This window comes from Staphylococcus massiliensis CCUG 55927, from assembly GCF_000298075.1.
GTDB lineage: Bacteria > Bacillota > Bacilli > Staphylococcales > Staphylococcaceae > Staphylococcus > Staphylococcus massiliensis.
Map to the genome: position 1 here is coordinate 571,369 of NZ_JH815593.1, position 24,326 is coordinate 595,694.

Consider the following 24,326-nt stretch of genomic DNA (forward strand, 5'->3'; position numbering starts at 1 on the left):
TTGTTAATTTCTATCATTTCTACACCTCAATAATTATTACTAACATTAGTATAGAAGTCGTATGTAAAATTTTTATTTATCAATTATTAAAATAAAACAAACCAAAAATTTTTGTTTCGATACAAACAAAAGTAAAAGTTATATAAATGTACTTAATTAAGTATTTTTACATCATAAAATCTGGTTTTATTTCCAAAAGAAAACAAAAATCTTAACATTTAATTCAATGTAAGCGTATTAAAATTAATAAACTTTAATAAAATTACATACTGATAATTGATAAGATTGTGATTAAGGCAATTTTTAGAAAGATTTTAAGTTTCAAAAGTTTTAAATCGTGTATATTTTCCGTACATTTATTAAATAAGGATTCGATTGGTTAGATAAGTGTTTTTGATTAGAAGGAAAGTGTTTAAAAAAGCAAAAGTAAAAGGCTAAATTGGATAGATGACTTTTGCTTTAAAAGTGAATGAAGCGAGACATAAAAAACCTCCACTAAACATCATGTTTAATGGAGGTGTTGAGATACACCGCATCTAAGACGCTCTATGAGTACGCTGCGTCCTTTCTGCTTGATGTTGCTTATTTTTCTTTTTAGAAACAATCATAAATAAAACAAATAAAACGACAATTACGAGACATAAAATGATATTGATGACAGTTTTTAAAACTGGAATTGGGTTTGTGAAATTATTAATGCCGAGTAGGATAACCATACCAACGTTAATATTCATAATAATATTATATAAATCGTCCATAATAAGCCTTCACTTTCTTAAATTTAGGTTTAAAAAATGATAATGTTCAAAAACAAACTACTTATATAACTATAATTATGATATACCCTATTCTTGAAATCAAATACATTTTTATTTACTTTTATATATAAATAGATAATAATGATTATTTATTCTGCTAATAAGCAACCCTTATGATGGAACTTCAGTTCTTTTCGTGCTGTGTTTGCGAACGATTGATGCGACTAATGTTGAAATGAATCCAAATGTTAGTAATCCAATAAACATAGCAATGGTACCGTTAAATTCTAGGCCTTGATGCATGTATAATAAGCTTCTAAGTTCTTCTACGTAGTATCTAAATGGATTCCATGGTAGAACATAATCAACGTAGAATTGCGGTAACATTTCTTTTGGTAACATAATCACTTGAAGACTAAAGAATAGTAAGACCATAAAGATAGGTATTGAGCGAATACCTAGCCATGACATAACACCTAAGATAAGTGAAATGAATCCAATAATTGCGGTTGCGATATAGAATGAAATCTCAACTTCGTTCGGAATGTTTACATCTAAGATATGTTTCAGATAAAATACGTATCCAAATCCGCCTACTAAGCCGACGCCAATCGCCATCATGAATTGGAACAACATCGCTTTGATACGGTCACTCACTTTAATGAGGTTACTTGAACGAAATGCGAAGAATAAAAGTACAGATGAAATAATCGTTGTCAGCCATAAAGGTGTAAACATTAAGAATGGTAAATTACCATTAGCTTGGTGACTTGAAACTTTGTTAATATTATCCTTCTCGACTTTAACAGGATTAGTTAAAGCATTAACATCTTTCGCATTTACTTGTACATCTTGTTTACTTAATAGACCGATTGTTTGTTCCGTAATCATATCATTCAATTTCGTACCCAGTTTTTCAAGAATTTGAGATGTCATTTGAGAAGCCTGCATATTCGCGCCCTCATTCACAATCGTCGTAAGTTGACCTTGCTTTACCTTAACTGGTTCAGCGCCTTCTTTAGATTGCATCTCTTTAAGTTGTGCCTTGTCAATTTCGTTAGCTTTAACCTTTGCTAACATCTCCTCTTTTTTAGCGTCTTGTAGAATAGATACCCCTTTACTCATTGCATCCTTTGAAAAGTCCTTATCAAATACAACCGCTGCATAGAAGTCTTATCTTTGAACCCTTCATTTAATTCTTTTTTGTCATCGACTTCAATCCAAGTTACTTTATCTTTTAGTTCCTTATTATCTTTAATGTTTTTGACGAATTGCTCACCTACATTAACCTTGTTCCCTTGCATATCCATACCTTTATCATTATTAACGATCGCTATTGGAAGTTTATGTGGTTTAGGATTATAACCAGGATAGAACGCTGTTGCTAAAAGCATTAGAACTAATAATGCGATAAGCGGTGCTAACCATAATAATCTACTTTTTAAAATATTCATATCCTTACTCCTTTCTTTTAATGAACATGGTGTTGATTAATTATCACATTGCCTATTATAATAAGATTAATAATGAAAACAATATGCAATGTTATATAGGATGTTCGTTTATCAACACATATATATAAATTGTCTATTAAAAGGAGGCAGAACATGGCTGAAGATCGTCGAAAACGTAAATCTAAACAAGCTATCGAAAAAGCATTCTTAGAATTATTAAGAACAAATACGATTGAATCTATTTCAATACAACAAATTTCAAAACTAGCTGATATTAATCGCGGTACCTTTTATCTTCATTATGTTGATAAATATGACTTATTAGAAAGTCTTGAAGACCGATATATGTCTGAGCTTAAAGAAAGAGTTGGTGTGCCTAATGCCACTTTGAAAAACATGGGAGCTGAGAACTTCTCTAACTTTATTATCGACACAATCATTGACTTTAGTGAAAAACATGATGCTTATTATCAAGCAGTACTGAGTACATATAACAATACAAATTTCGAAACTAAGATTGAAAAAATTATACATGAGATACTTCAAATAAGACTCAATAACCGAACGCATATCGGAGGCGTTCCTGTTTCATATTTTATTAGTTATGTGTTTTCTTCTAAAATGGGCTTGTTAAATAAGTGGATTAAAGAAGGTAAACAGATACCGAAGAGTGAAATTAAGCGGTACTTATATGAACTTGATAAAAATGGGCCAGTAACTTTAATCTTTAATGAGATTGAAAAATAAAAAATGGGACTAAGATGAGTTCGTCTTAGTCCCATTTTGTTTGAGTTATTTTAAATCTTTTCGTTTAAATACATAAGTGTCATTCTGAATTTCATATTCGTCTACTGTCTTAATGTAGAATTTCTGTTCTTTAGCGAGCTTGGTCGTTGATAAACCACTTAAGTGCTTTTCATCAGGAATATTCACTTTAGATGGATCGAACGTTAAGGTACCGACCGAATAGTCTGATTTAAGTGACTCTACCGAATCATTAAAGTTCAAAGCAACTTTATTTAGATTTTGATTCTGAAGATACTTCTTGTAAGTGCTAGGCTTGTCTTTCTTGATAGATTTCAAAGCCTTCTTACTACTAAAGACTGTTACGAGACCTGGTTTCTCTTCACCATTGTCTATAACCACAAATCTCGGTTTAACAAAGTCTTTTTTCTTAGTAATTAATCCTTTTTCTTCAAGGGTCTTCTCCATATCTTTAGGCTTAATACCTGTTAATTCACACATTGGCACATCTTTTTTCAAAAGATAGTTCTTGATTTTGCCTTGTTTCGAAATCACGATATTCTTAATTGTTTCGGGTGCATCCATTTCAGAATCCGTGTACGAATTATAAAAGACATGTGTATGCTTATCTTTAATCACATCTTCAAAAGTTACTTCTTTCTTATCTTCAAGCTTCGATCCGCAAGCTGATAAAAGTAATACGATTGAAGCCATAAATATTAATAACTTTTTCATAATTTAACCTCTTTTAATATTTGATAATTTACACTATCTTAAAATATTCTACACCGATTTTCAATAAGGAGTTAAAATTATTTACAATTGCGTCCCGCTTGTATCTAAACATTAGTGTTCTCTGTGGGCACTAAAAACATTAACCAAATAACTATAAAAATATCTATTCCGAGTAATAGCACGCCTAGTATTATGGGAATGAAGCTGTGCTTCCATAACCCTACAGCTAGTAATATAGTTCCAACAATCAAGAATATGAACATTAAGATAACCACTAAAGAAACCTCCTATTGTAATGATTAGATTCTTGAATTTAAACTTTATATTATCATATAAAAGATTTATAATAAAAATAATATATGTGAATGTGGGACTAATTGGGGAAAAGGTTGTAATGCTTAAGGAGTAAGGCTATTTGTGATATTACCCTGGATAGCCTACGAAATTTTAACGCTGATTAATGCTCATGACTAGACTCATGCCACGTAAAAATTCTCATTTCATTTAGAAACACCTCACATTTTTTACTACGGTGGTCTTATCCACCCTGAAACTTGTAGCTTTTAACGCCTCCCACATATCTAGGCATAAAAAATACACCCCTAAGGGTGTATGTGTATATATAAGAAATCCTACATCAATTTGAAGTATCAAGTTTTTTGATTCATTATGCTTTTTAAACCATTCCAGTTCCTCCTCTTTTGATTTAAAATAAATATTATCAAAAAACCTTGCTTTCTCTAAATCCTCATCCGTAGCATCTCGATGTGAATTCATGTGTTTTTATTTAATTCTCTTTCTATAAAATTCATAAATATCACCTCTTAATATTAATATCTAAACATAACTTATTATGAAGAAAATACTCTAGTAAAAGTTGTTTAAGTTTTAGCTAAACATTGATTTTAACTCGAGTAATGAAATTAATTAAGCATATAAAAGAAAACCACTAATAAGAATACGTATATTATAATAAATATAATTAAGGTTACTAGAATCTTCTTTAATAAGCTTACTTTTTTTAATTTTATATGAGCTATTGTTAAGGAGATGGCAGATGCTATCATTGAAAATAGTATAAGTATAAGTGTTTCTAAATGATCATCCAAAATCATATTATTTTGCCACCCCTTACTATAAATACTTCCTGGCAAGATCCCTTTGGTAATAACTCCTCTACTACCTTCTTTAATTCTAGATTTTGAAGATTATAACTAGTTATAGAATTTTCAATATGTTGATTTAAAGAAATATTATAATCTAATCTATAAGTTGTACGAGATAAAAGGTTAGATACAGGGCTAATTAAAATACTCATTGTCAACACCCCTTTAAAATTCCTTAAATATATTACACTACTAAATTTTAATAAAAAGAATGCAGAATGCTATATGAATATAAAAAAGCCATGACCTATATTTAGAATCATGACAAGGTAATATAAAACAATAAAAATGTAGGATAATGCTAAAGAGGATTTTGACCGCTATATCAAAGAAGTTTTTTAAGACTTAGTTGCCCAAAAGTTGCCCATTTTATACAATTATTAACTCTTTAAGCATAATAGTTGCCCATGATAAAACAACGTAAAAAAACAAGTATCAAATATACTTTAATAAAATTTATAACCCTTAAGGGAGCAAAAGGGAGCAGTCTTTATTATAAATTCTAAAAATTCTTATCTGCTCCCTTTTAACTACCATTAATAAAAAACAAACAAAAATCCCTTGAGGCCATGCGCCCCAAGGGATTTTCTTATATCAAAACTGATTAATATTGTTTTAAATATTGCTCGCGTTCCCATTCACTAACTTGCGTGCGGTAATAGTCCCATTCGATTGATTTAGAGTTAATGAATTGGTTAAAGATGTGGCTACCTAAAGCGTTCTTAACAACTTCGTTTTCACGCATAGCTTTTAAAGCAGTGTAAAGAGTTGAAGGTAAGTCTTCTACACCGATTGCTTCACGTTCTTGTCGGTTAAGTTCGTAAATGTTTTGGTTAACTGGTTCTGGAACTTCTAAGTTATTCTTAATACCGTCTAAACCAGCTTCTAATACAGCTGCTAATGCCATGTATGGGTTCGCTGCTGGGTCAACTGAACGAACTTCAACACGTGTAGATAAACCACGTGAAGTTGGAACACGTAATAATGGTGAACGGTTCTTACCACTCCATGCAATGTAACATGGTGCTTCGTAACCTGGTACTAAACGCTTGTATGAGTTAACAATTGGGTTACATACTGCTGTGAAACCACGTGCGTTTTTAAGAATACCAGCTGTGAATTGGTAAGCTTCTTTAGATAATTGTAATTCGCCTTCTGGATCGTAGAATGCGTTTTCTTTACCTCTGAATAATGAAACGTTGAAGTGCATACCACTACCATTTACACCAAATAAAGGTTTAGGCATGAATGTTGCATGAAGATTATGTTGACGTGCAATTGTTTTAACAACTAATTTGAATGTTTGAATGTTGTCACAAGCTGTGATTGCATCAGCGTATTTGAAGTCGATTTCGTGTTGACCAGGTGCAACCTCGTGGTGACTTGCTTCGATATCGAAGCCCATGTCTTCAAGTTCTAATACGATATCACGACGGCAATTTTCACCTAAGTCTGTAGGCGCTAAGTCGAAGTAACCACCGTGGTCGTTAAGTTCTAATGTTGGTTCACCTTTTTCGTCTAATTTGAATAAGAAGAATTCAGGTTCAGGCCCTAGGTTGAAGTCTGTGAAGCCCATATCTTCCATTTCTTTAAGAACACGTTTTAAGTTACTACGTGGGTCACCTTTGAATGGTTCGCCGTCTGTGTTATAAACGTCACAGATTAAACGTGCAACTTTACCTTGTCCAGCAGTCCATGGGAAGATTACCCAAGTATCTAAGTCTGGATATAAGTACATATCTGATTCTTCGATACGAACGAAACCTTCGATTGAAGATCCGTCAAACATCATTTCGTTGTCTAATACTTTTTCTAATTGACTTACTGGTACCTCAACATTTTTAATGATACCTAAGATATCAGTAAATTGTAATCTTAAGTATCTTACATTTTCTTCTTCTGCAAATCGTCTAATGTCATCTTTAGTGAATGTGCGCTTTGGCATAATTCATATCCTCCATTATACATTTATTTGATAAAACGTGATAAATCGCCACGATTAATCGGCAGTGACTCTCTTTTAGGTTTTTGAGTCGCATCAACAATCATCTGGTTTCTTATACGTTGTTCATCTTGTGATAAATCGCCATAATCATCATTAAGGATTTGTTTAATTCCTTTTAAGTTAAACCCTTTTTCAATTAAAGACTTTATCTTTAAAAGCAATTCCAAATCGTTCATCGAGAAGAGGCGTTTATTACCCTCTGTACGTTTAGGTTTAATCAGTTCATGTGTTTCGTAGTATCTGATTTGTCTTGCTGAAAGTTCTGTCAATTTACTCACGACACTCATCGGAAAGACAGGCATATTACGCCGAACCGTATCATTCGTCATCATACCTATCTCCTCCTTGTTGAACTTGTACTAAATTTAGCACAAAAAAATACATATATCAAAAATATGTAAGGTTTTCTGACATGAGTAAAGATTGTTGATGTTATTTTAAAATTTCCCTTGTAAAAGCAAAATAAACACTACTAAACAATAAATTCATTTTCAAATTAGTTTTCTTTTTAATTTAAAAGGCCTTTCGAAATGAAAAAGTTAACAACCTAAGACTTCTTCAAATGGAAAAGTTAATAGTTTAGGGCTTTTAAAATGAAGAGAGTTAATACCCTAGGGCTTTTAAAATGAAGAGAGTTAATACCCTAGGGCTTTTAAAATAGAGAAAGTTAATACCAAAGGTTTTATAGAAAGGAGAGAATTATACCATAGGGCTTTTCAAGAAGAAAAAAGCGTTAAGATAGCTCAACTACCCTAACGCTGCATCCATTATGATATTAGACCTTGATCTTGAAGTTTCTTAACGGCACGCATGACTGCAATCTTGACGTGCTCATACGTTAAACCGCCTTGCACGTACGCTTCGTATGGTGGACGTATTGGGCCATCTGCCGATAACTCGATGGAAGACCCTTGAACGAAGGTTCCAGCTGCCATAATCACATCGTCTTCATAACCTGGCATGTAGCTTGGTTCAGGACTAAAGTGTGCGTTAACTGGAGATGCGTGTTGGATGCTTTGGCAGAATTGAATCATTTGTTCTTTCGTATCAAAAGTCACGGTTTGAATAAGGTCAGTGCGTTTCGCGTTGTATTTAGGTGATGTTGTCATATTGACCTTTTCAAGGAGGAGACTTGTAAACAGTGCACCTTTCAAACTTTGTGCAACGACGTGCGGCGCCATGAAGAAACCTTGATACATCTCATGAAGTGAGTATAATGACGCACCTGCTTCTTTACCAATGCCTGGCGCTGTTAAACGGTAGCCGCAGCGTTCAATTAAGTCTTGTCGACCTGCGATGTAGCCGCCTATCTTAGCTAAGCCGCCACCTGGATTCTTAATAAGCGATCCCGCAATAATATCTGCACCGCACTCGATAGGTTCTGTGCGCTCTACGAATTCACCGTAACAGTTATCGACGAACACGATAACGTTAGGATGCTTCGACTTAATGGTTTGAATAATCGCTTCAATCGCATCAATATCTACAGATGGGCGTTGATCATACCCTTTCGAACGTTGTATCGCAACGACTTTCGTCTTGTCATGAATGCTATCTAAGATTTGCTCTGTATCGAATGCGCCATCTTTAAGCGGTACGTCTTGGTAACTGACGCCGTACTCTTTAAGGCTCATTACACCGTTACCATTGATACCAATCACTTCTTGCAATGTGTCATAAGGTGTCCCTGTGATATACAATAATTCATCGCCTGCTTGAAGTATGCTTTGAAGCGCGATGGTAATGGCGTGCGTTCCTGAAATAATTTGAGGTCGTACGAGTGCATCTTCTGCTTTAAATGTGCGTGCATAAATTTCTTCTAAATGATCACGCCCGAAGTCGTCGTAACCGTAACCCGTCGTGCCCAATAAGTCACTTTCAGAGACTTTAACCGCGTGAAAGGCATCGAGCACCTTTTCTTGATTGTATAAAGAAATCGCATCTACTTCTTTAAAATATGGCGCTAATTCTGATTCAACTGTTTCTACTAACTGGTTCATATCTTTCATATAACATACTTCTTTCTATTTGTTTTTGTAGCCTTGGATGGTATACGTTTCGTCCGCTTCGTTAAATTCTAAATTTGTGACGAGCGTGTTCTGTTTTAAAAAGTAAAGTCGAGACGCTTCTGAGCTTGAAAGCGTTTCTTCATAGTAATCGAGTGTGTCTTTGATGCAATCGAATACTAAATCTTTAACGTGATGTATGTCTGACTGGTCTTTTGATGAGACGAAAACGTTAGGATGCTCTGATATCGGAGCTTCCCCTGTACACAAATCTTTCTTATTGAAAATGACTGCTTGGGGAATCGTATCCATGTCTAAGTCTTTGATTAAGCGGTTGACGGTATCATACTGCGTCTTGTAATTGTCATGACTCGCATCAACGACGTGAAGGAGTAGGTTCGCACCCTTAGCTTCTTCAAGTGTAGATTTGAAGGCTGCGATTAATGTTGTCGGCAGCTTCTGGATGAATCCTACTGTGTCGGAGATAATTAGGTTAAAGCCATTATTAATTTGAATACGTCTTGTTTTAGGGTCGAGTGTCGCAAAGAGTAAATCTTTCTCGTAAGTCGTTTCGTCTGCAAGTGTATTAAACCAAGAGGATTTGCCGGCGTTTGTGTAGCCAACTAATGCGACGTGGAATACCTCGTTTTGGATACGTTTGTTACGGTAACGTTCACGATGGTTCACGACTGTTTGAAGTTGATGTTTGATTTCATTCATACGCGTACGGATGTGACGACGGTCCATTTCAAGCTTTGTTTCACCTGGACCTCGAGTACCGATACCGCCACCTAGACGAGATAAGGATTTACCATGACCTTGTAGGCGTGGCAGTAGATAATCGAGTTGAGCATATTCAACTTGAAGTTTACCTTCTTTACTTTTCGCACGGAGCGCAAAGATTTCTAAGATGAGCTGCGTTCGGTCGATGATCTTAACATTGAGTGTGTCATTGAGGTGTTTCGATTGCGCTGTTGTGAGTTCATCATTGACTACAACGACATCAATGTCGTTCATTGTTACGAATTCATTTAATTCTTGTAATTTGCCTTTTCCTACATAATATTTGTGATCAAATTGGTGTCGATTCTGCGTAATCTGACCACGTACGTCTAATTGACATGTATGAGATAGCGCATTTAACTCAGCCATCGTTGATTCAAAGTCAAATGTCTGATCCTCCTCACTATCTACACCGATTAGACAAGCCGTTTCCTTATGTTGTTTCGTTTCTAACGGTTTTAGTTGTGACAAATTATTCACCACATTTCTATAAATATATCCCCCATATTTTAACATAGTGCATGAATAAAGACGAACACGCCTTAATGTGTTAAATTATTGTTAAGAGGTGGTTTAAAAATGAGTCTATACGATATTGAAGTAAAAGACGCTAAAGGAAATGATTATTCATTAGAAAAATATAAAGATAATGTACTTTTAATTGTTAATACAGCGAGCGAATGTGGATTCACACCCCAATTTGACGGCCTTGAAGAGTTATATGATACATATAAATCAAAAGGCTTTGTTGTATTAGGTTTTCCATGCAATCAATTCGGTGGACAAGAACCAGGATCTGGTGCAGAAGCCATGCAAAATTGTAAATTAAACTATGGTGTTTCTTTCCCTATGCATGAAAAGGTCGATGTAAAAGGCGAGCACCAGCATCCACTTTTTAAATTCTTAACTTCTGAACAAAATGGCTTTTTAAATGATAAAATTAAATGGAACTTTACGAAATTCTTAATTGACCGAGACGGCAATGTCGTGAAACGCTTTGCCCCTCAGAAGAAACCTAGTCAAATTAAGGATTACATTGAAAAGTATTTATAATTCTATATATTTGAGTTGTGAGTCAAGGCTTTGTAGTAGCGCCTTGACTTTTTTATTTAGTTAAAAGGCGGAGTAAAGGCTGATGGCGTGATACGGCGGCGTTATGCGATTGTTTTGAATTTCTTTCGCATAACGGCTCCGTTGTGCGATTGTTTTTATTTTCTTTCGCATAACGGCTCCGTTGTGCGATTGTTTTTATTTTCTTTCGCATAACGAACCCCTTGTGCGATTGTTTTTATTTTCTTTCGCATAACGGCTTCGTTATGCGATTGTTTTTATTTTCTTTCGCTTAACGAACCCCTTGTGCGATTGTTTTTATTTTCTTTCGCATAACGGTATCCAGCACATGTTACATTGTTTATTTCAGTCTTTGTAACATGGCTTCCTTGTTACATTGTTTACCTCAGTCTTTGTAACATGGCTCCCTTATTACATTGTTTACCTCAGTCTTTGTAACATGGCGCCCTTATTACATTGTTTACAACAGTCTTTGTAACATGGCGCCCTTATTACATTGTTTCAAACAGTCTTTGTAACATGGCGCCCTTATTACATTGTTTCATAAATCTTTGTAACAACGGGCGCCCCACCATATCCCTGTTTCAAATTCTCATAATAACTCGGCATTAGACCCATACGCCCACTATCACTCCAGCCCCTCAAACAAAACAAAAATCCCAAGACACTTAAATGTCTCAGGATTTTATACCCAAATTTTTATAGTTCGCACAATTTCGCACAATTGATATTTAATTCAGCTGAAAAAGGTTGAATTAAGCTTCTTCAACGAATGTACTAATCGCATGTTTATAGATTAAATGGTTTTTACCTTGTGAGAGTAAGTTTACAACTTCTTGGTCAAAGCCTGCCACTGTACCTTTCATTTGGAAACCATTTAAAAGGAATACTGTGAGTTCACTTTCCTCATTTTTAAACTTTTCTAAAATTTCGTCTTGAATGTTTTGATTTGCGATCATGTTCAATTTCTCCTTTTTTTAATTTGGGCAGTAACCTCATCTAACATCAATGAAAGCGTCATATTTTCTTTATCTAACCAATGAACATTTAGCTTATTTTTAAACCAAGTCATTTGACGTTTGGCATAATTTCTGGAATGTTGCTTCAACTTACTTACAGCGCTATCGAAATCGAGTTCATCATTCACTACAGGCACAAGTTCTTTGTAACCAATTGCTTGCATACTCTGACATGATTCATAACCTTGTTCTATGAGTTCTTGGACTTCATTCATTAAACCATGAGACAACATAATATCAACACGTTTATTTATTCTATCATATAATGTTTCGCGCGACATTTCTATCCCTAATAATAATGTATCATAATTTTCAGTTAATTGTACTGTTTTCTTTCGATTACTTAAAATTTTTTTCGTTTTTAAGTAATACTTAATCGCGCGTTCAACGCGTACACGGTTATTAGGGTGAATATTCTCTTTAGATACAGGGTCAAATTCACCTAAATAATGATGAAGTGCCTCATTATCAAGCTTACTTAATTCATCCATTTTCTCATTTACTTTTGCCATATGTTCATCGCTCACGACTTCTTCATCAAAAGGATAATCATAAAGGACGGACTGAATGTATAGGCCAGTCCCTCCCGCGATAATCGGCGTTTTGCCACGACTTGAAATATCCTCAATTAATGCTTGAACACGAACTTTAAAGTCATAGACTGAAAATGACGCATCAGGCTCCATGATGTCTATCATGTGATGAGGAATGCCTTTCATTTCCTCTTTTGTCACTTTAGCAGTACCTATGTCCATCCCTTTATAGATTTGCATAGAGTCCCCACTAATAATTTCACCATCTACGCGTTTTGCTAATTCAATACTAAATTCAGTTTTCCCAACACCTGTTGGACCAACGATGACAATTAAAAATGGCTTTTTCTCTTTATCTACCATTCATGCATCACTCACTTTGAAATTTTCTAACAATTTGCTTATCAATCCATTCAAACATATGTTTAAGTACAACGTCATTGTCCTTTTCGAAAAGAATTTCATGACGCTTCTTACGATATAATTGTACAGTTATATGTTGAATGTTTCCTTTCTTGAAAAGACGTCCAAGATTACGTACACCTATTCCATAATCACCAAACGGATCGTCTTTACCTGAGATCATTAACACAGGTAAATCAGGATTCATTTTTTGAATGTTTTTAATTCGTGCTGACTTCATCATACTTTTAACAGTTTCATAAAGCAGTTGGTTGGATACTTTAAAACCAGCATATTGGTCTTGGTCAAATTTTTCCACATCTGCGCGCACACTTGTTAACCAGTCATTGACTGATTTAACTGGCTGAAAACGCTTGTTCAATGATTGATACAACTGTTTGTTGATAATGTCTAACTTGCGTCTTTTACCAGTAAATATGGCACATAATTTTAAACCGAACATTGCAGGGTACCCCTTCCATTTAGGAAAGTTACCAGTTCCACTTAAAATTAAGCCGTTTAAAACGTCTGGATATTTAATGGCATACATACGCGCTACAATAGAACCCATTGAATGACCGATTACAATATATGGTAAACCTTCAGGAAAGTCAGGAAGAATCGTTTCATAAATTTCTAAAGCATCATCTACAAGACCTTCTAAAGAATCGTAATACCCGCGTGTCTTTTCATCGATGTCTTTACCATGACCACGTTGATTATGACGAATCACGTAATAACCTTGTAAGTTAAGTTCATGTGCAATTGCGTCATAACGATCCATGTGCTCAGCCATACCATGTATGATATGTACGACTCCAACGGGATCCATTTCACATTTATCAACTTTAACTTCTAACGTCGTATTATCTTGAACAGTTATTTTAAAATAGTCATGCTGGCGCATTTGTATTCTCCTCACTTAATACGATAATTTTAAAATTTGGCTTAACAATAATATAACCCGTCTATTTAAAATTAATCAAATCTAGAAGAGAACGTTAACTATTTTTCATAAAAAATATTATAAAGTATTTAATGGATATTTCAAGGTCTTAAATATCATTTTAAATTAACTTGTACAATTCTTTTGAATCGACTATACTTAAAGTGTAGACAATGCAAGACCTGGCTTTTCTCTCTGTTTTAGCTTAATTGAGGAGGTGCACGCCTGCCCTCTTGAAACATGATGTTAAGTCCCTTTTCTCTGAGCCCACACGTTATTGTTCCACTTATTATGATTAATCTTACTTTGCTTCAGCAACAAATGTAACAATTTCCATTTTTAAATTAAATAATAACGTTAAAAAAGCTGTGGCAATCATCCACAGCTTTTATTTTATGCTTTTTTGACTTTTTTAATAAGTAATGGATAACAAAGCGCAAACACGGTCATTAACGTCAAGATGATTGCGATTGGTGATCCGAAGAAGATGTCGAAAATATTATTATTACTCGTTATTAAGCTTTTTCTAAAGTTTTGTTCCATATCAGACCCTACAATTGCAGCTAAAATCAATGGCGCAACTGGAAAATCTAAAATTTTCAAGACTAAACCAATTACTCCAAAGATAAGTAAAATATAGAAGTCAGTAACGCTATAACCGAGCGTATACGTTCCTACGAAAGCTAAGATCAAGATAATTGGATATAGCACTTTCGGCGGTGTACGCAGAATTTTGAGTAATAAACCAATCAATGCGATATTTAAAATCACTAAAAAGATGTTTCCAATAAACATACTGTTAATAAGTGTCCAGATGGTTTCGGGTTCATTTTCAAAAAGAAGCGGACCAGGTTGTAAACCTAACATCACGACAGCTCCTAGAATGACAGCAGTAGTACCTGAACCAGGAATCCCCATTGTTAAAAGCGGAATCAAAGCACCTACAGACGCCGCGTTATTGGAAGCTTCTGGCGCAGCTACCCCTTCAATGGCACCTTTACCAAATTGATCCTTGTTTTTGGAAATTTGCTTTTCAGTGGAGTAACTTAAAATCGATGCAATTGATCCACCTGCACCTGGTAACACACCGATTAAAAAGCCTATAGGACTTTGGCGCAACATTGTAAAACGTGTTCGTTTAATATCTTCTTTACTCAGCTTCATTGTACCTAGGTCAGTGTTTGGTGGATTCAATGCGTCTAAATGTACATAGTTGTAAAACACTTCTGCGACGGCATATACACCGATAATCACGACTAAGAAGTCGATACCTTCGCTAAGGTGTGTAATATCAAAAGTGAAGCGATGGACGCTTGTTTGTAAATATACACCAACTGTACTAATCATCAAACCGATACACGTTGCAATCAAACCTTTAACCATCTTTCCAAGGGATAGTGACACGATCGTCGACAACGTGAATAAGAACAAGATAAAGTATTCACGAGGTCCAAACTTTAAGGCTAAATCGGATAGTGGTTGAGCTAAAAAGATAAAGCCAATCACAGCCATTAAGCCACCTACAAGTGATGCGACTGCAGAAATCGTCAACGCTTTACCTGCTTGTCCATTTTTCGTCATCGGATAACCATCAAAGGTTGCAGCTATCGCCGAACCATCCCCCGGTGTATTTAATAAAATCGAACTTCTTGAGCCACCATACATAGCGCCGTAGTATATTGAAACCATTAAGATAAGCGCACTAACTGGCTCCATACCGAATGTAATCGGAATTAATACCGCTACCGCTGTAGCAGGTCCTAAACCAGGCAACATACCCACTACTGTTCCAAGAAATCCACCTATGATAACCCAAAGTATATTCATTGGATGTAGCGCAGTTTGTAAACCTTCCATAAAACTATTTAAATCAAATCCTATAGTAATCCCCCTTTCTCCCTACGGCAAACTCACGCCGAGTAATACTGAAAATGTGTACCATAAAACAGTTGAGAATATAATTGAAACAACAATATTGAGTAGCCACTTTTTATGACCATTCACTAAAAACATTATGATGCCTAAAAATAGAATCGTAGAAATAAGAAATCCCACGCGTTCAAAGATCAACGCATAGACCACGATTGTTACAATCGAGCCTACTAACAACTTCAAAGTTCTCTGATTTAAAAATGGCTTAAAAAAGTCGAAGCGCTCATGACGTTTCCTAAATTCTTGAAACAAATAAACCACGCTCATGATACATAGAATCGACCCTACTATAATTGGGAAATACAATGGACCATTCGCATCTCCAATTCGAGCTTTCGGTAAATTTAATGAAAATATGAGATAAATCATACCAACCAAAATTAAGATGATCGGTGTCACATAACGAACCATAGTCACATCCCCCTTTAAAATCCTGCTTCATCTACTAAGCGTTTATATTTCTTACGTTGTTCTTTAAGGAACTTCTCAGATTCTTTGCTGTCCTTGTAAAAATCATCCCAGTTTTTGTTCTCACGTAACGTTTGCCAACTCTTAGTTTTAACGACTTTAGATAACGTTTTATCCCAATAGGCACGCTCTTCATCAGTCATATCTTTAGGTCCCATAACGCCACGCCAATGCGGAAAGACCATATTGACCCCTTGTTCCTTCCAAGTTGGCACATCTTCTAATCCTTTAATACGTTTATCAGATGTCGTCGCAAGTACACGTAATTTCTCCGTTTGATGTTGTTCTTTCACTTCGGAAATGGCAGTTGATGCGATATCAACATGACCTCCAATTAAGGCAGTTTGAAGGTCGCCACCGCTTTTATATACAAGTATGTTTAACTTCTCGACATCAACACCGTACGTTTTCGCGGCTTGAACAAATGCCAAGTGGTCGTTATTGCCTAAACCAGGCGCCACACCAATTGTTAGCGATTTAGGATCTTTCTTTAATTTCTCCATCGCTTCTTTACCTGATGTTAACTTTGATTGATTTGAAGCTGAAAGACTGATCCACTCCGTTGCAAGAATCGCTAGCGGCGTAAATGATTCATTCGATAATTCACTTATTCCTAATTCCTTATTCGACAGAATTAAGCTCGAATTTATTGCAATGTGGTGAGCGTCTTTAGTCGACAAATATTGCCATCCAACTTCGCCACCGCCGCCAGGTTTATTCACTACAGTGATATTTTGGTCAGCTAAGTTTTCTTCCTTCATAATCTTTTGAATCGCTCGCGCTGTAGTATCCCAACCTCCACCTGGTGATGCTGGCGCAATGATTTCGAGTGTCTTATTAGGAAAAGCACCATTAGAAGCTTTAGGCTTTTCATCGGATTCTGATTCAGTTTCTTTCTGATTGCAACCGACTAACCCTAAAGCAAGTATTATGACACTTAAGAAAGCGATATACTTTCTCATATGTATCCCCTCCACCTCTGTTTAGTTTTATACGTTTATATTATCAGAATATTTTGAAATATGTAATCACTTTTACGCTTTCTAAATATATTTATTATAGAAAAACGACGTAATAAAAAATAACGCTCAAGGTACCGTTCATTTACCTCAAGCGTTTTAGAATCATTACCAATTTCGAATGTCCTTACGTTCACCTTTAAAGTTACTTTTCTTATGGTGACGTCGTTCAAGTACCGCTTCAACTTCATCAAAAGGTATCCCGCGTTCTTTCAACAACACAAATAAGTGATACATTAAATCAGCAGTCTCATCAATAATTTCCGAGCGATCATTTTTCATTGAAGCAATCACAACTTCAAATGCTTCTTCGCCGAATTTTTTCGTAATCTTTTCAATGCCCTCTTTAATCAAATAATTGGTATAGGAAGATTCCCGATTTTCCTCTAACGACTGTTCAATCGTTTGAGCTAAGTGTTGTACGGCGAATGTCACCTCAGTATTGAAGCAACTTGTTGAACCTGTGTGACACGTTGGACCTTCAGGTCGCACAAATACTAACAATGCATCTTGATCACAATCTAGTGTCATATCTGTAACTACTTGTATATGACCTGACGTTTCACCTTTCTTCCAAAGACGTGACTTAGAACGAGAGTAAAACCAAACAACACCGTCTTCAACTGTCTTCAGGAAAGCCGCTTCGTTCATATATCCAAGCATGAGTACTTGCTTCGTCGTTTCATCTTGTAAAATTGCAGGTAATAACCCCTTTGAAAAGTCTGGTTCTAATGCCATCTTACCGGGATACCTCCTTTAGCCATTTCTGATTTAATCGTTGAAACTGATACTTCCTTATCATGTAAAATACTTGCTGCTAAGCCAGCTGAAACTTGAGACTCCTGAAATAACGTCACAAAGTGTCCCGCATTACCTCCGCCTCCAGAAGCAATAATAGGAATATTAACGCGTCTTTGAATTTCATTTAAATGATCAATATCAAAGCCTTGTTTCATCCCATCATAAGCCATACTTGTGACTAATAATTCGCCAGCTCCTAAAGCCTCAACTTCTTCAACCCAGTCGTAAACGCGTTTCGATGTTTGTTTCTTACCACCGTGCGTAAAGCAATAATAATCATCTAATTCATCGACATAGCCGCTATCAATAGCAACACAAATGCACTGCTTACCAAATCGCTCGCTTGCTTCTTTGATTAAAGAAGGATTTCTTAAAGCAGCCGAATTAAGCGATACTTTATCCGCGCCATGTTTTAAAAGCTTCGAAATATCTTCTAATGACTGAATACCGCCTCCTACTGTCATTGGTATGAATAACTTCGATGCAGCTTCACTTATGACATCTAACATCAATTGATGACCTGATTCGGTCTTTGAAATATCTAAATATACGAGCTCGTCTATACCCGCTTCATTGTAGTACATCGCATATTCAACAGGATCACCGATATCTCTTAATCCCTTAAATTGAACTCCTTTGACAACACGACCATCTTTAACATCTAAACAAGCAATGACGCGTTTTTTTATCATGTTAATCCCTCCCAAAAGGATGCTTGGTGAGCAGCTTTACCAACTATTGCTGCTTTCGCACCTACTTTTTCAAGGGCTTTTAAATCAGATTGATGACGCACGCCACCTGACGCGATGATAGGATGTGCGGATTGTTCAACTAAGTCTTTAACACGCGCCACGTTAGGTCCTTGCATGCGACCATCTTTAGAAATGTCGGTATAAATAATGCCGCCCAGTTTAAGTGCATCTACCTTATCAATAAACGTCGATAACTGGTAGCGGCTACTTTCAAGCCACCCGTTTACTTTAATTTCGTCGTCGTAGGCATCGAGACCAAGATAAATTCGATTCGGATATCTTTCGGTCAAAGCCTGTAACCACTCAAAGTCTTCGATAGCTTTAGTACCTACAATACAGTAGGACACCCCGGCTTCGAAATAAGCTTGAACCGTTTCAATTTCTCTGATGCCGCCTCCAACTTCAACAGGCTTTTGTGCTTGTTGCACGAGTGTTGTTATAAAGGACCTTTCAACGGGTTGGGAAGTTTTCGCACCAATTAAGTCGACGATATGAATACGTTTTACGCACGCGAACTGATTATAAAACGCAATACTTTCCTCAGCAGTCTTCGTCATCGCTTCTTTAGTCGCGTAGTCACCCTCAGTGAGTCGAACGCTTTCAGATTCAATTAAATCAATGGCTGGCCAAATTTCGATCATCTACAAATCCTCCCTTTAAAGCTGTTTCTAAGATATTCAACCCTACTTCGCCACTTTTTTCGGGGTGAAATTGAATACCTATCGCATTACGATGTTGCACGACGGCTGGAATTTCAGTCTCGTAGTCAGCATACGCAACGGTATATGCGTTCATTTCGGCCTGGTAACTATGAATAAAGTAAACGTCACCTTTTAAATTTGGATGGTCGCTATGAAGTTCGTTCCACCCTAAATGTGGTACAGGAAGTAACGTTTGAATATGCTTAACTTGACCTGGTATTAATCCTAAACCGTCTACATATCCTTCCTCACTGAATTCATACAGCAATTGCATGCCTAAACAAATACCAATAATAGGCTTTGACTGAATGCCTTTTAAAATGGAAACGAGATTGCATGCTTCTAAAGCTGTCATCGCCGCCTTAAAATGCCCGACACCCGGTAACACGATACAGTCAGCCTCAAGAATTTCTGCTTCTTGATGTGTAAGCATCGTTTTGTAACCAAGATGCCTTATCGCGCGTTCGACGTTCTGAATATTACCAACCCCGTAGTCTATAATCGCAATCATTCAATCACACCCTTAGATGAAGGTACGCCTTGATACGCGCTCGATTCACTTAACGCTTCGTTTAAAGCACGCCCGAAAGATTTAAATAGAGCTTCAATTTCATGATGCGTGTTACCGCCACGTATTAAATCCATATGAACGGTTAGTCGTGCGTTGATCACAAGTGCTCTAAAGAATTCTTCGACGAGTTCCGTATCAAATGTTCCTACCTTCTCTTTAGAAAGAGGCGCTTGGAAAACGAGATAAGGTCGTCCGCTAATATCTACAACTGTTCGCGCTAGAGTCTCATCCATCGGTAAATAACTCACACCATAGCGATTGAAACTTTGAAGGGACTTTGTGAGTTCTAACAACAATTGTCCAAGCACGATGCCTATATCTTCCGTGGTATGATGATCGTCAACAAACGTATCTCCCTCAGCTTTAATGTATAAATCGATTTGACTATGAAACGCAAATAACTCAAGCATGTGGTCTAGAAACCCAACACCAGTTTGAATGAACGTTTGGGGCTCAGATTCTTTAAATGCAATCTTGATTTCGAGGTTCGTTTCACGCGTTTGTCTTGTTTTCTCAAATATCATGTGTATCCCTCCATGTTTCAACAAGTTGTTCAAGTTGATTTAAGTGCGTCTGTGTCGTAATTGAATAACGCACACAATCCGTCATGCCTGTTTCCTCATAAAACCTCGGCAAAAAGCCATTTTGATGAATAAATGCGCCTAGCGCACGAGCACGTTCTCCTTTAGTAAGTACAAAGTTCGTAGCGCTTGGGTAAACGGTCATTAAATGCGCGACTTTGCTAAAGATTGATTTTAATCGATCAGCAAGTGCGCGTTGATGTTCGATATAGCGCGTTGTAGCGTCTACGTGTTCGAACATATACGTCGCGATTTTAAGCGCAAATGTGTTTAAGGGATACGGATGTTCGATACGCTTTAACACATCAATCGTCGCATCCGTACTTATAGCGACTCCAATTCTTAACCCCGCTAGTGAATACGCCTTAGATAACGTTCGTAATTGAATGATATGGTCTTGAAATGGTAAGTTCGCAGGCTCGCCATAATCCATATAAGCTTCGTCAACCACCAAATAGCCACCTATCGCTTTCATTTCAACGGCTAAATCTAATAGAAAGGCATCTTTAAATTGATAGCCAGTCGGATTATGCGGACTACTCAATATAAAGCAACTTGGACGTAACGTTTTGATAGCATTTAAGATTCTCTCCTTTGAAAAGACCAATCGATCATCGGCTTCAACAAAGTGAATATCGCGTTGTAGTTGTTTCGCATACGCGCGATACATGAAGAAGTCAGGATTCAAAGTTAATATAGGTCCTTCAGGCATGAGTATCATAAGTTTTTGAATCAACTCGTCAGACCCATTACCACAAATGATTTGCGACACCTTAATGTTATAAAAGTTTGCGTACGCCGCTTTAAATTCATCGTACTCACGTCCTGGGTATTGTTGAACTGAAATGTTCGAAATAATGTCGCCGACAACCTCTGAACTAAGCGGTGGAATCGGACTTTCATTTTTATGAATGCGTATCATAACGCTCACCTCGTACTTTTAATGACTGTGCATGATTGAAAAGTGCTTCTTCTTGTGCAATAATCTCAGCACTTCGAGTTGTCTCGTCGAACGTGTCTTTTGATAAATGAATGACAGAATGACGCGTGAAAAAGTCATTTACGGATAAGCCGTTCGCAAAACGTGCATTACCATTCGTCGGTAACACATGGCTAGGTCCAGCAACGTAATCACCGATAGCTTCAGGGGCATAGTGACCTAAGAACAGGGCACCAACTTTATAGATGTAATTTAGGTAATGCTTAGGATGAGCCGTTTGTATAGATGCATGTTCAGGCGCAATGTCATTCATGATCTGACATGTCTCTTCAAATGACGCACTATGAATTAGGTAGTGATGGTGCTTAAGACTTTCGGCAATAATGTCACGCCGTTGAACGTTAGGAAGCGTTTGTTGAATGCGTTTCTGAATAGCTTCTAAGACGGCTAAGCTTTCAGATACCACGAAAGTTCGCGCCATTTCATCATGTTCAGCTTGTGCGAATACATCAAATACGACCGCTTCTATGTCCGCCGTTTCATCTACAACGATAGCGATTTCGCTTGGTCCAGCTATCATATCAATTCCAACTTCACCGAATAAATATTTTTTCGCATAAGCAACAAATTGATTACCTGGCCCTACAATTTTATCAACAGGTGGTATAGATTCCGTACCGTATCTTAAAGCAGAGATACTTTGTGCTCCGCCTACTTGAAAGATGCGATCAACGCCTGCAATATAACAAGCTGCACACACGGCTTGATTAATGCCTTCCTTTTTAGGCGGTGTCACGACGATGATTTCTTTAACACCTGCGACTTGAGCTAGCGTAGCAGTCATTAATACGGTCGATGGATAACTTGCTTTACCACCAGGTACATAGATTCCAATCCGATCTAGTGGATGATACATCTCATAGCACTCAGAAGTACCTTTGGTTGACGCGATTTTAATGGATTCTTGAAACGTTTGAATACGTTTGTGGCTTTCGATTAAAGCAGACTTCAACTCTGAATCAAGCTGATTAAAAGCACTTTCCATTTCATCTTTAGGCAATTCAAGTTCCTCGAGTTCAACCTTGTCAAAGGATGCATTGTATTGTTTAAGCGCAGTGTCACCATGAATCTTTACATTGTCACAAATCGCTTTTACGATTTCATGTATATCTTCATTAAATGTAGGTTGATTGGTTTGTAGTTTTTGAAAGGTTGCTCGGTTATATATCATGAATGGTCATTCCTAAAAATTGTATAAAGTCGTCGATGGCACTTGCTTTTCTAAAGTAAGCAGCTTTATTTGTTATAAGCTTAGCTTGGATGTCTTTGATATGTTGCTTTTCAATGAGGCCATTCGAACGTAGTGTCGAACCTGTTTGAACGATATCGACAATGGCATCTACCATATCAACCTTGCACGCCAATTCAACAGAGCCATTAAGATGAATGATTTCAACATCCTGACCTAACCCTTCAAAGAAACGTTTCGTTGTCGCGTCATATGATGTCGCAATACGATTAAAGGTTTCAGTTTCAGGTTTAGCGGCAACCGCAAAGTGACAATGACCAAATGGTAAGTCAATTAAGTAATTCACGTTCGGCACTGTTTCCTCTAAAATATCGCTACCTATTATGCCGATATCAGCTACGCCTTTTTCTACATAAGTCGCTACATCAGAACCTTTAACGAGCAAAATATCGTACTGACTAATCGTTAACATGAGTTGACGATCACGGGCTTCAAGTGTCGTAACCCACTCTTGAGCTCCTCGACCATCTAAATATTTTATGAAATCTTTTAATAATCTTCCTTTAGGTAATGCTATGGTTAACATCTTAACGACTCCTTTTTATAAAGTTAGACCTAAACCAAAACCTTCTAAAGCGCCCTTATAATATCCACCTGAAAGTTGACGGTCCTGGGCCTTTTCCAAATGGCAATGCATGAAGACGCCTGTATAATAGCTACGTGGTGCCATCGGTGTAATGTCTAGATGCACATCCTCTATGCCTTGCGCTTTGAAACAAGTTTCAAATTCCTTAAGAGATTGAATGATTTCATGATCTGGATCAAATAACGTCGCTAAATAATCGAGTTGTGACGTGGTTGGCTTCAACAATAACTGGACGACTGGGTGTGCTATACCGAGTTTCGCCTTCAACTCAGATATATTGCGTTGTTCTATAAGTTGATAGATGACATTATTTTGATCCTTCTCATCCAGCAAAAGCCCAAATAGTTTGTAATGCCCGATGATGATGTGTGATACATAATCTGAAAGGTCATGATGAATATATGATAGAAAAGTTTCGAGACAATGGAAGATATCTTGCTCATTCGGGTCATAACGCTCAATGCCAAGCTGTGTTTCAACTTGATGATGACGTACAATCGGTCCCGAATACGCAATTTTAGTGGCTTCGCGCGTGTAGCGTGCGTAATAACGCATACATTGATCTGTAAAATCATTACGTAAAGCATAAACCTGATTACGATCTTGCCATAAGCTACGTTCATCCATTTGCTTAAGATCATCATGTGACAATCGTGTCCATTCAAGTGTTTCAATTAAATTCATATCCACTAACTTAAAGCCTTCTTGTTGAAATCTTTCAAGAAAACGTATTTCATTCTGCTTTAAAGTAATCATCTCAGACATGTCGTTAAGCTCCTTTATCATTTAGTTTAAAGAAATGTCGCTTTATCTTGTTAGCGAACTAAAGCATTTAGCTAAAATAAAACTTTACTTCAAAAAGCGAATTTCTATCTCTTTATCTCGCTAATGAATTAAAGTAATGTTATTGATAAAACACATATTAGCACATCTAAAATGAAACTACAACAAATATTCTGAAAAAAAGACATTATTTCGAAATTTAACACTGATGAACTAAGCCGCCATCAGCTTAGTTAAAATCGCGCATACAAAAAAGCCCTA

At 36.5% G+C, this 24,326-nt stretch carries 26 protein-coding genes; 2 read left to right on the forward strand and 24 right to left on the reverse strand.

Features of this window, described 5'->3' with window-relative positions:
- Window positions 1–536: 536 nt before the first annotated feature.
- From A33S_RS0103110 to A33S_RS12480, 3 genes are all read right to left on the reverse strand, one after another.
- On the reverse strand, window positions 537–758 hold the full coding sequence (locus A33S_RS0103110) for a hypothetical protein (RefSeq protein WP_017176547.1): 222 nt from the start codon (window positions 756–758) through the stop codon (window positions 537–539).
- Between the two features lie 171 nt (window positions 759–929).
- Complete coding sequence (locus A33S_RS0103115; protein WP_026048952.1) at window positions 930–1,883, reverse strand: phage infection protein; 954 nt, start codon at window positions 1,881–1,883, stop codon at window positions 930–932.
- Window positions 1,880–2,212 carry a YhgE/Pip domain-containing protein gene (locus A33S_RS12480; protein ID WP_009384348.1) on the reverse strand — a complete coding sequence of 111 codons (333 nt, stop codon included), beginning with the start codon at window positions 2,210–2,212 and terminating at the stop codon, window positions 1,880–1,882. The genes A33S_RS0103115 and A33S_RS12480 overlap by 4 nt, the downstream gene beginning before the upstream one ends.
- Before the next feature lie 153 nt (window positions 2,213–2,365).
- Between A33S_RS12480 and A33S_RS0103125 the strand changes: the two genes are divergently transcribed.
- Window positions 2,366–2,959, forward strand: coding sequence for a TetR/AcrR family transcriptional regulator (locus A33S_RS0103125; RefSeq protein ID WP_009384346.1), 594 nt, complete (start codon window positions 2,366–2,368; stop codon window positions 2,957–2,959).
- 45 nt (window positions 2,960–3,004) lie between these two features.
- Here the strand turns inward: A33S_RS0103125 and A33S_RS0103130 are convergent, their stop codons facing one another.
- The 6 genes from A33S_RS0103130 to hflX form a co-directional block, all read right to left on the reverse strand.
- A complete protein-coding gene (locus tag A33S_RS0103130; RefSeq protein ID WP_009384343.1) occupies window positions 3,005–3,691 on the reverse strand; it encodes a hypothetical protein in 687 nt (228 codons plus the stop codon).
- 1,111 nt (window positions 3,692–4,802) lie between these two features.
- Window positions 4,803–5,009 (reverse strand): hypothetical protein, encoded by a 207-nt coding sequence (locus A33S_RS0103150; protein ID WP_009381833.1) that lies wholly within the window; start codon window positions 5,007–5,009, stop codon window positions 4,803–4,805.
- Between the two features lie 452 nt (window positions 5,010–5,461).
- Window positions 5,462–6,802, reverse strand: a complete 1,341-nt coding sequence (glnA, locus tag A33S_RS0103155) for a type I glutamate--ammonia ligase (RefSeq protein WP_009381831.1) — start codon at window positions 6,800–6,802, stop codon at window positions 5,462–5,464.
- Between the two features lie 23 nt (window positions 6,803–6,825).
- On the reverse strand, window positions 6,826–7,194 hold the full coding sequence (locus A33S_RS0103160; RefSeq protein WP_009381829.1) for a MerR family transcriptional regulator: 369 nt from the start codon (window positions 7,192–7,194) through the stop codon (window positions 6,826–6,828).
- A 435-nt stretch (window positions 7,195–7,629) separates the two neighbouring features.
- The gene (locus A33S_RS0103165) at window positions 7,630–8,871 is read right to left on the reverse strand and encodes a methionine gamma-lyase family protein (RefSeq protein ID WP_017176551.1); all 1,242 of its coding nucleotides are present in this window, start codon (window positions 8,869–8,871) and stop codon (window positions 7,630–7,632) included.
- A 15-nt stretch (window positions 8,872–8,886) separates the two neighbouring features.
- Window positions 8,887–10,122: a GTPase HflX gene (hflX, locus tag A33S_RS0103170; protein ID WP_017176552.1), complete on the reverse strand. Its 1,236-nt coding sequence runs from the start codon at window positions 10,120–10,122 to the stop codon at window positions 8,887–8,889.
- A gap of 108 nt (window positions 10,123–10,230) precedes the next feature.
- Between hflX and A33S_RS0103175 the strand changes: the two genes are divergently transcribed.
- On the forward strand, window positions 10,231–10,704 hold the full coding sequence (locus A33S_RS0103175) for a glutathione peroxidase (protein ID WP_009381824.1): 474 nt from the start codon (window positions 10,231–10,233) through the stop codon (window positions 10,702–10,704).
- 773 nt (window positions 10,705–11,477) lie between these two features.
- On the opposite strand, the gene hfq is transcribed toward A33S_RS0103175, so the two are convergent.
- The 15 genes from hfq to A33S_RS0103250 form a co-directional block, all read right to left on the reverse strand.
- Complete coding sequence (gene hfq, locus A33S_RS0103180) at window positions 11,478–11,681, reverse strand: RNA chaperone Hfq (protein ID WP_009381823.1); 204 nt, start codon at window positions 11,679–11,681, stop codon at window positions 11,478–11,480.
- A 2-nt stretch (window positions 11,682–11,683) separates the two neighbouring features.
- Window positions 11,684–12,637 carry a tRNA (adenosine(37)-N6)-dimethylallyltransferase MiaA gene (gene miaA / locus A33S_RS0103185; RefSeq protein ID WP_009381821.1) on the reverse strand — a complete coding sequence of 318 codons (954 nt, stop codon included), beginning with the start codon at window positions 12,635–12,637 and terminating at the stop codon, window positions 11,684–11,686.
- A gap of 7 nt (window positions 12,638–12,644) precedes the next feature.
- Window positions 12,645–13,583: an alpha/beta fold hydrolase gene (locus tag A33S_RS0103190; protein WP_009381819.1), complete on the reverse strand. Its 939-nt coding sequence runs from the start codon at window positions 13,581–13,583 to the stop codon at window positions 12,645–12,647.
- Between the two features lie 432 nt (window positions 13,584–14,015).
- Window positions 14,016–15,479: a tripartite tricarboxylate transporter permease gene (locus A33S_RS0103195; RefSeq protein ID WP_009381817.1), complete on the reverse strand. Its 1,464-nt coding sequence runs from the start codon at window positions 15,477–15,479 to the stop codon at window positions 14,016–14,018.
- Window positions 15,480–15,521: 42 nt separating this feature from the next.
- On the reverse strand, window positions 15,522–15,965 hold the full coding sequence (locus A33S_RS0103200) for a tripartite tricarboxylate transporter TctB family protein (RefSeq protein ID WP_009381815.1): 444 nt from the start codon (window positions 15,963–15,965) through the stop codon (window positions 15,522–15,524).
- 14 nt (window positions 15,966–15,979) lie between these two features.
- On the reverse strand, window positions 15,980–16,984 hold the full coding sequence (locus A33S_RS0103205; protein ID WP_009381813.1) for a tripartite tricarboxylate transporter substrate binding protein: 1,005 nt from the start codon (window positions 16,982–16,984) through the stop codon (window positions 15,980–15,982).
- Window positions 16,985–17,149: 165 nt separating this feature from the next.
- Window positions 17,150–17,779 carry a bifunctional phosphoribosyl-AMP cyclohydrolase/phosphoribosyl-ATP diphosphatase HisIE gene (gene hisIE / locus A33S_RS0103210; protein WP_009381812.1) on the reverse strand — a complete coding sequence of 210 codons (630 nt, stop codon included), beginning with the start codon at window positions 17,777–17,779 and terminating at the stop codon, window positions 17,150–17,152.
- Entirely contained in the window at window positions 17,770–18,534 is a 765-nt protein-coding gene (hisF, locus tag A33S_RS0103215) for an imidazole glycerol phosphate synthase subunit HisF (protein WP_009381811.1), read from the reverse strand. The genes hisIE and hisF overlap by 10 nt, the downstream gene beginning before the upstream one ends.
- A complete protein-coding gene (gene hisA, locus A33S_RS0103220; RefSeq protein WP_009381809.1) occupies window positions 18,531–19,235 on the reverse strand; it encodes a 1-(5-phosphoribosyl)-5-((5-phosphoribosylamino)methylideneamino)imidazole-4-carboxamide isomerase in 705 nt (234 codons plus the stop codon). The genes hisF and hisA overlap by 4 nt, the downstream gene beginning before the upstream one ends.
- Window positions 19,210–19,806 (reverse strand): imidazole glycerol phosphate synthase subunit HisH, encoded by a 597-nt coding sequence (gene hisH, locus A33S_RS0103225; protein WP_017176553.1) that lies wholly within the window; start codon window positions 19,804–19,806, stop codon window positions 19,210–19,212. Before hisH ends, hisA begins: the two co-directional genes overlap by 26 nt.
- The gene (gene hisB, locus A33S_RS0103230) at window positions 19,803–20,390 is read right to left on the reverse strand and encodes an imidazoleglycerol-phosphate dehydratase HisB (protein ID WP_009381807.1); all 588 of its coding nucleotides are present in this window, start codon (window positions 20,388–20,390) and stop codon (window positions 19,803–19,805) included. Before hisB ends, hisH begins: the two co-directional genes overlap by 4 nt.
- A complete protein-coding gene (locus A33S_RS0103235; RefSeq protein ID WP_009381805.1) occupies window positions 20,380–21,369 on the reverse strand; it encodes a pyridoxal phosphate-dependent aminotransferase in 990 nt (329 codons plus the stop codon). The genes hisB and A33S_RS0103235 overlap by 11 nt, the downstream gene beginning before the upstream one ends.
- The gene (hisD, locus tag A33S_RS0103240; RefSeq protein ID WP_009381803.1) at window positions 21,353–22,618 is read right to left on the reverse strand and encodes a histidinol dehydrogenase; all 1,266 of its coding nucleotides are present in this window, start codon (window positions 22,616–22,618) and stop codon (window positions 21,353–21,355) included. Before hisD ends, A33S_RS0103235 begins: the two co-directional genes overlap by 17 nt.
- Window positions 22,608–23,222 carry an ATP phosphoribosyltransferase gene (gene hisG, locus A33S_RS0103245; protein ID WP_017176554.1) on the reverse strand — a complete coding sequence of 205 codons (615 nt, stop codon included), beginning with the start codon at window positions 23,220–23,222 and terminating at the stop codon, window positions 22,608–22,610. The genes hisD and hisG overlap by 11 nt, the downstream gene beginning before the upstream one ends.
- Window positions 23,223–23,237: 15 nt before the next feature.
- Window positions 23,238–24,047, reverse strand: a complete 810-nt coding sequence (locus A33S_RS0103250) for an ATP phosphoribosyltransferase regulatory subunit (RefSeq protein ID WP_017176555.1) — start codon at window positions 24,045–24,047, stop codon at window positions 23,238–23,240.
- Window positions 24,048–24,326: the final 279 nt, after the last annotated feature.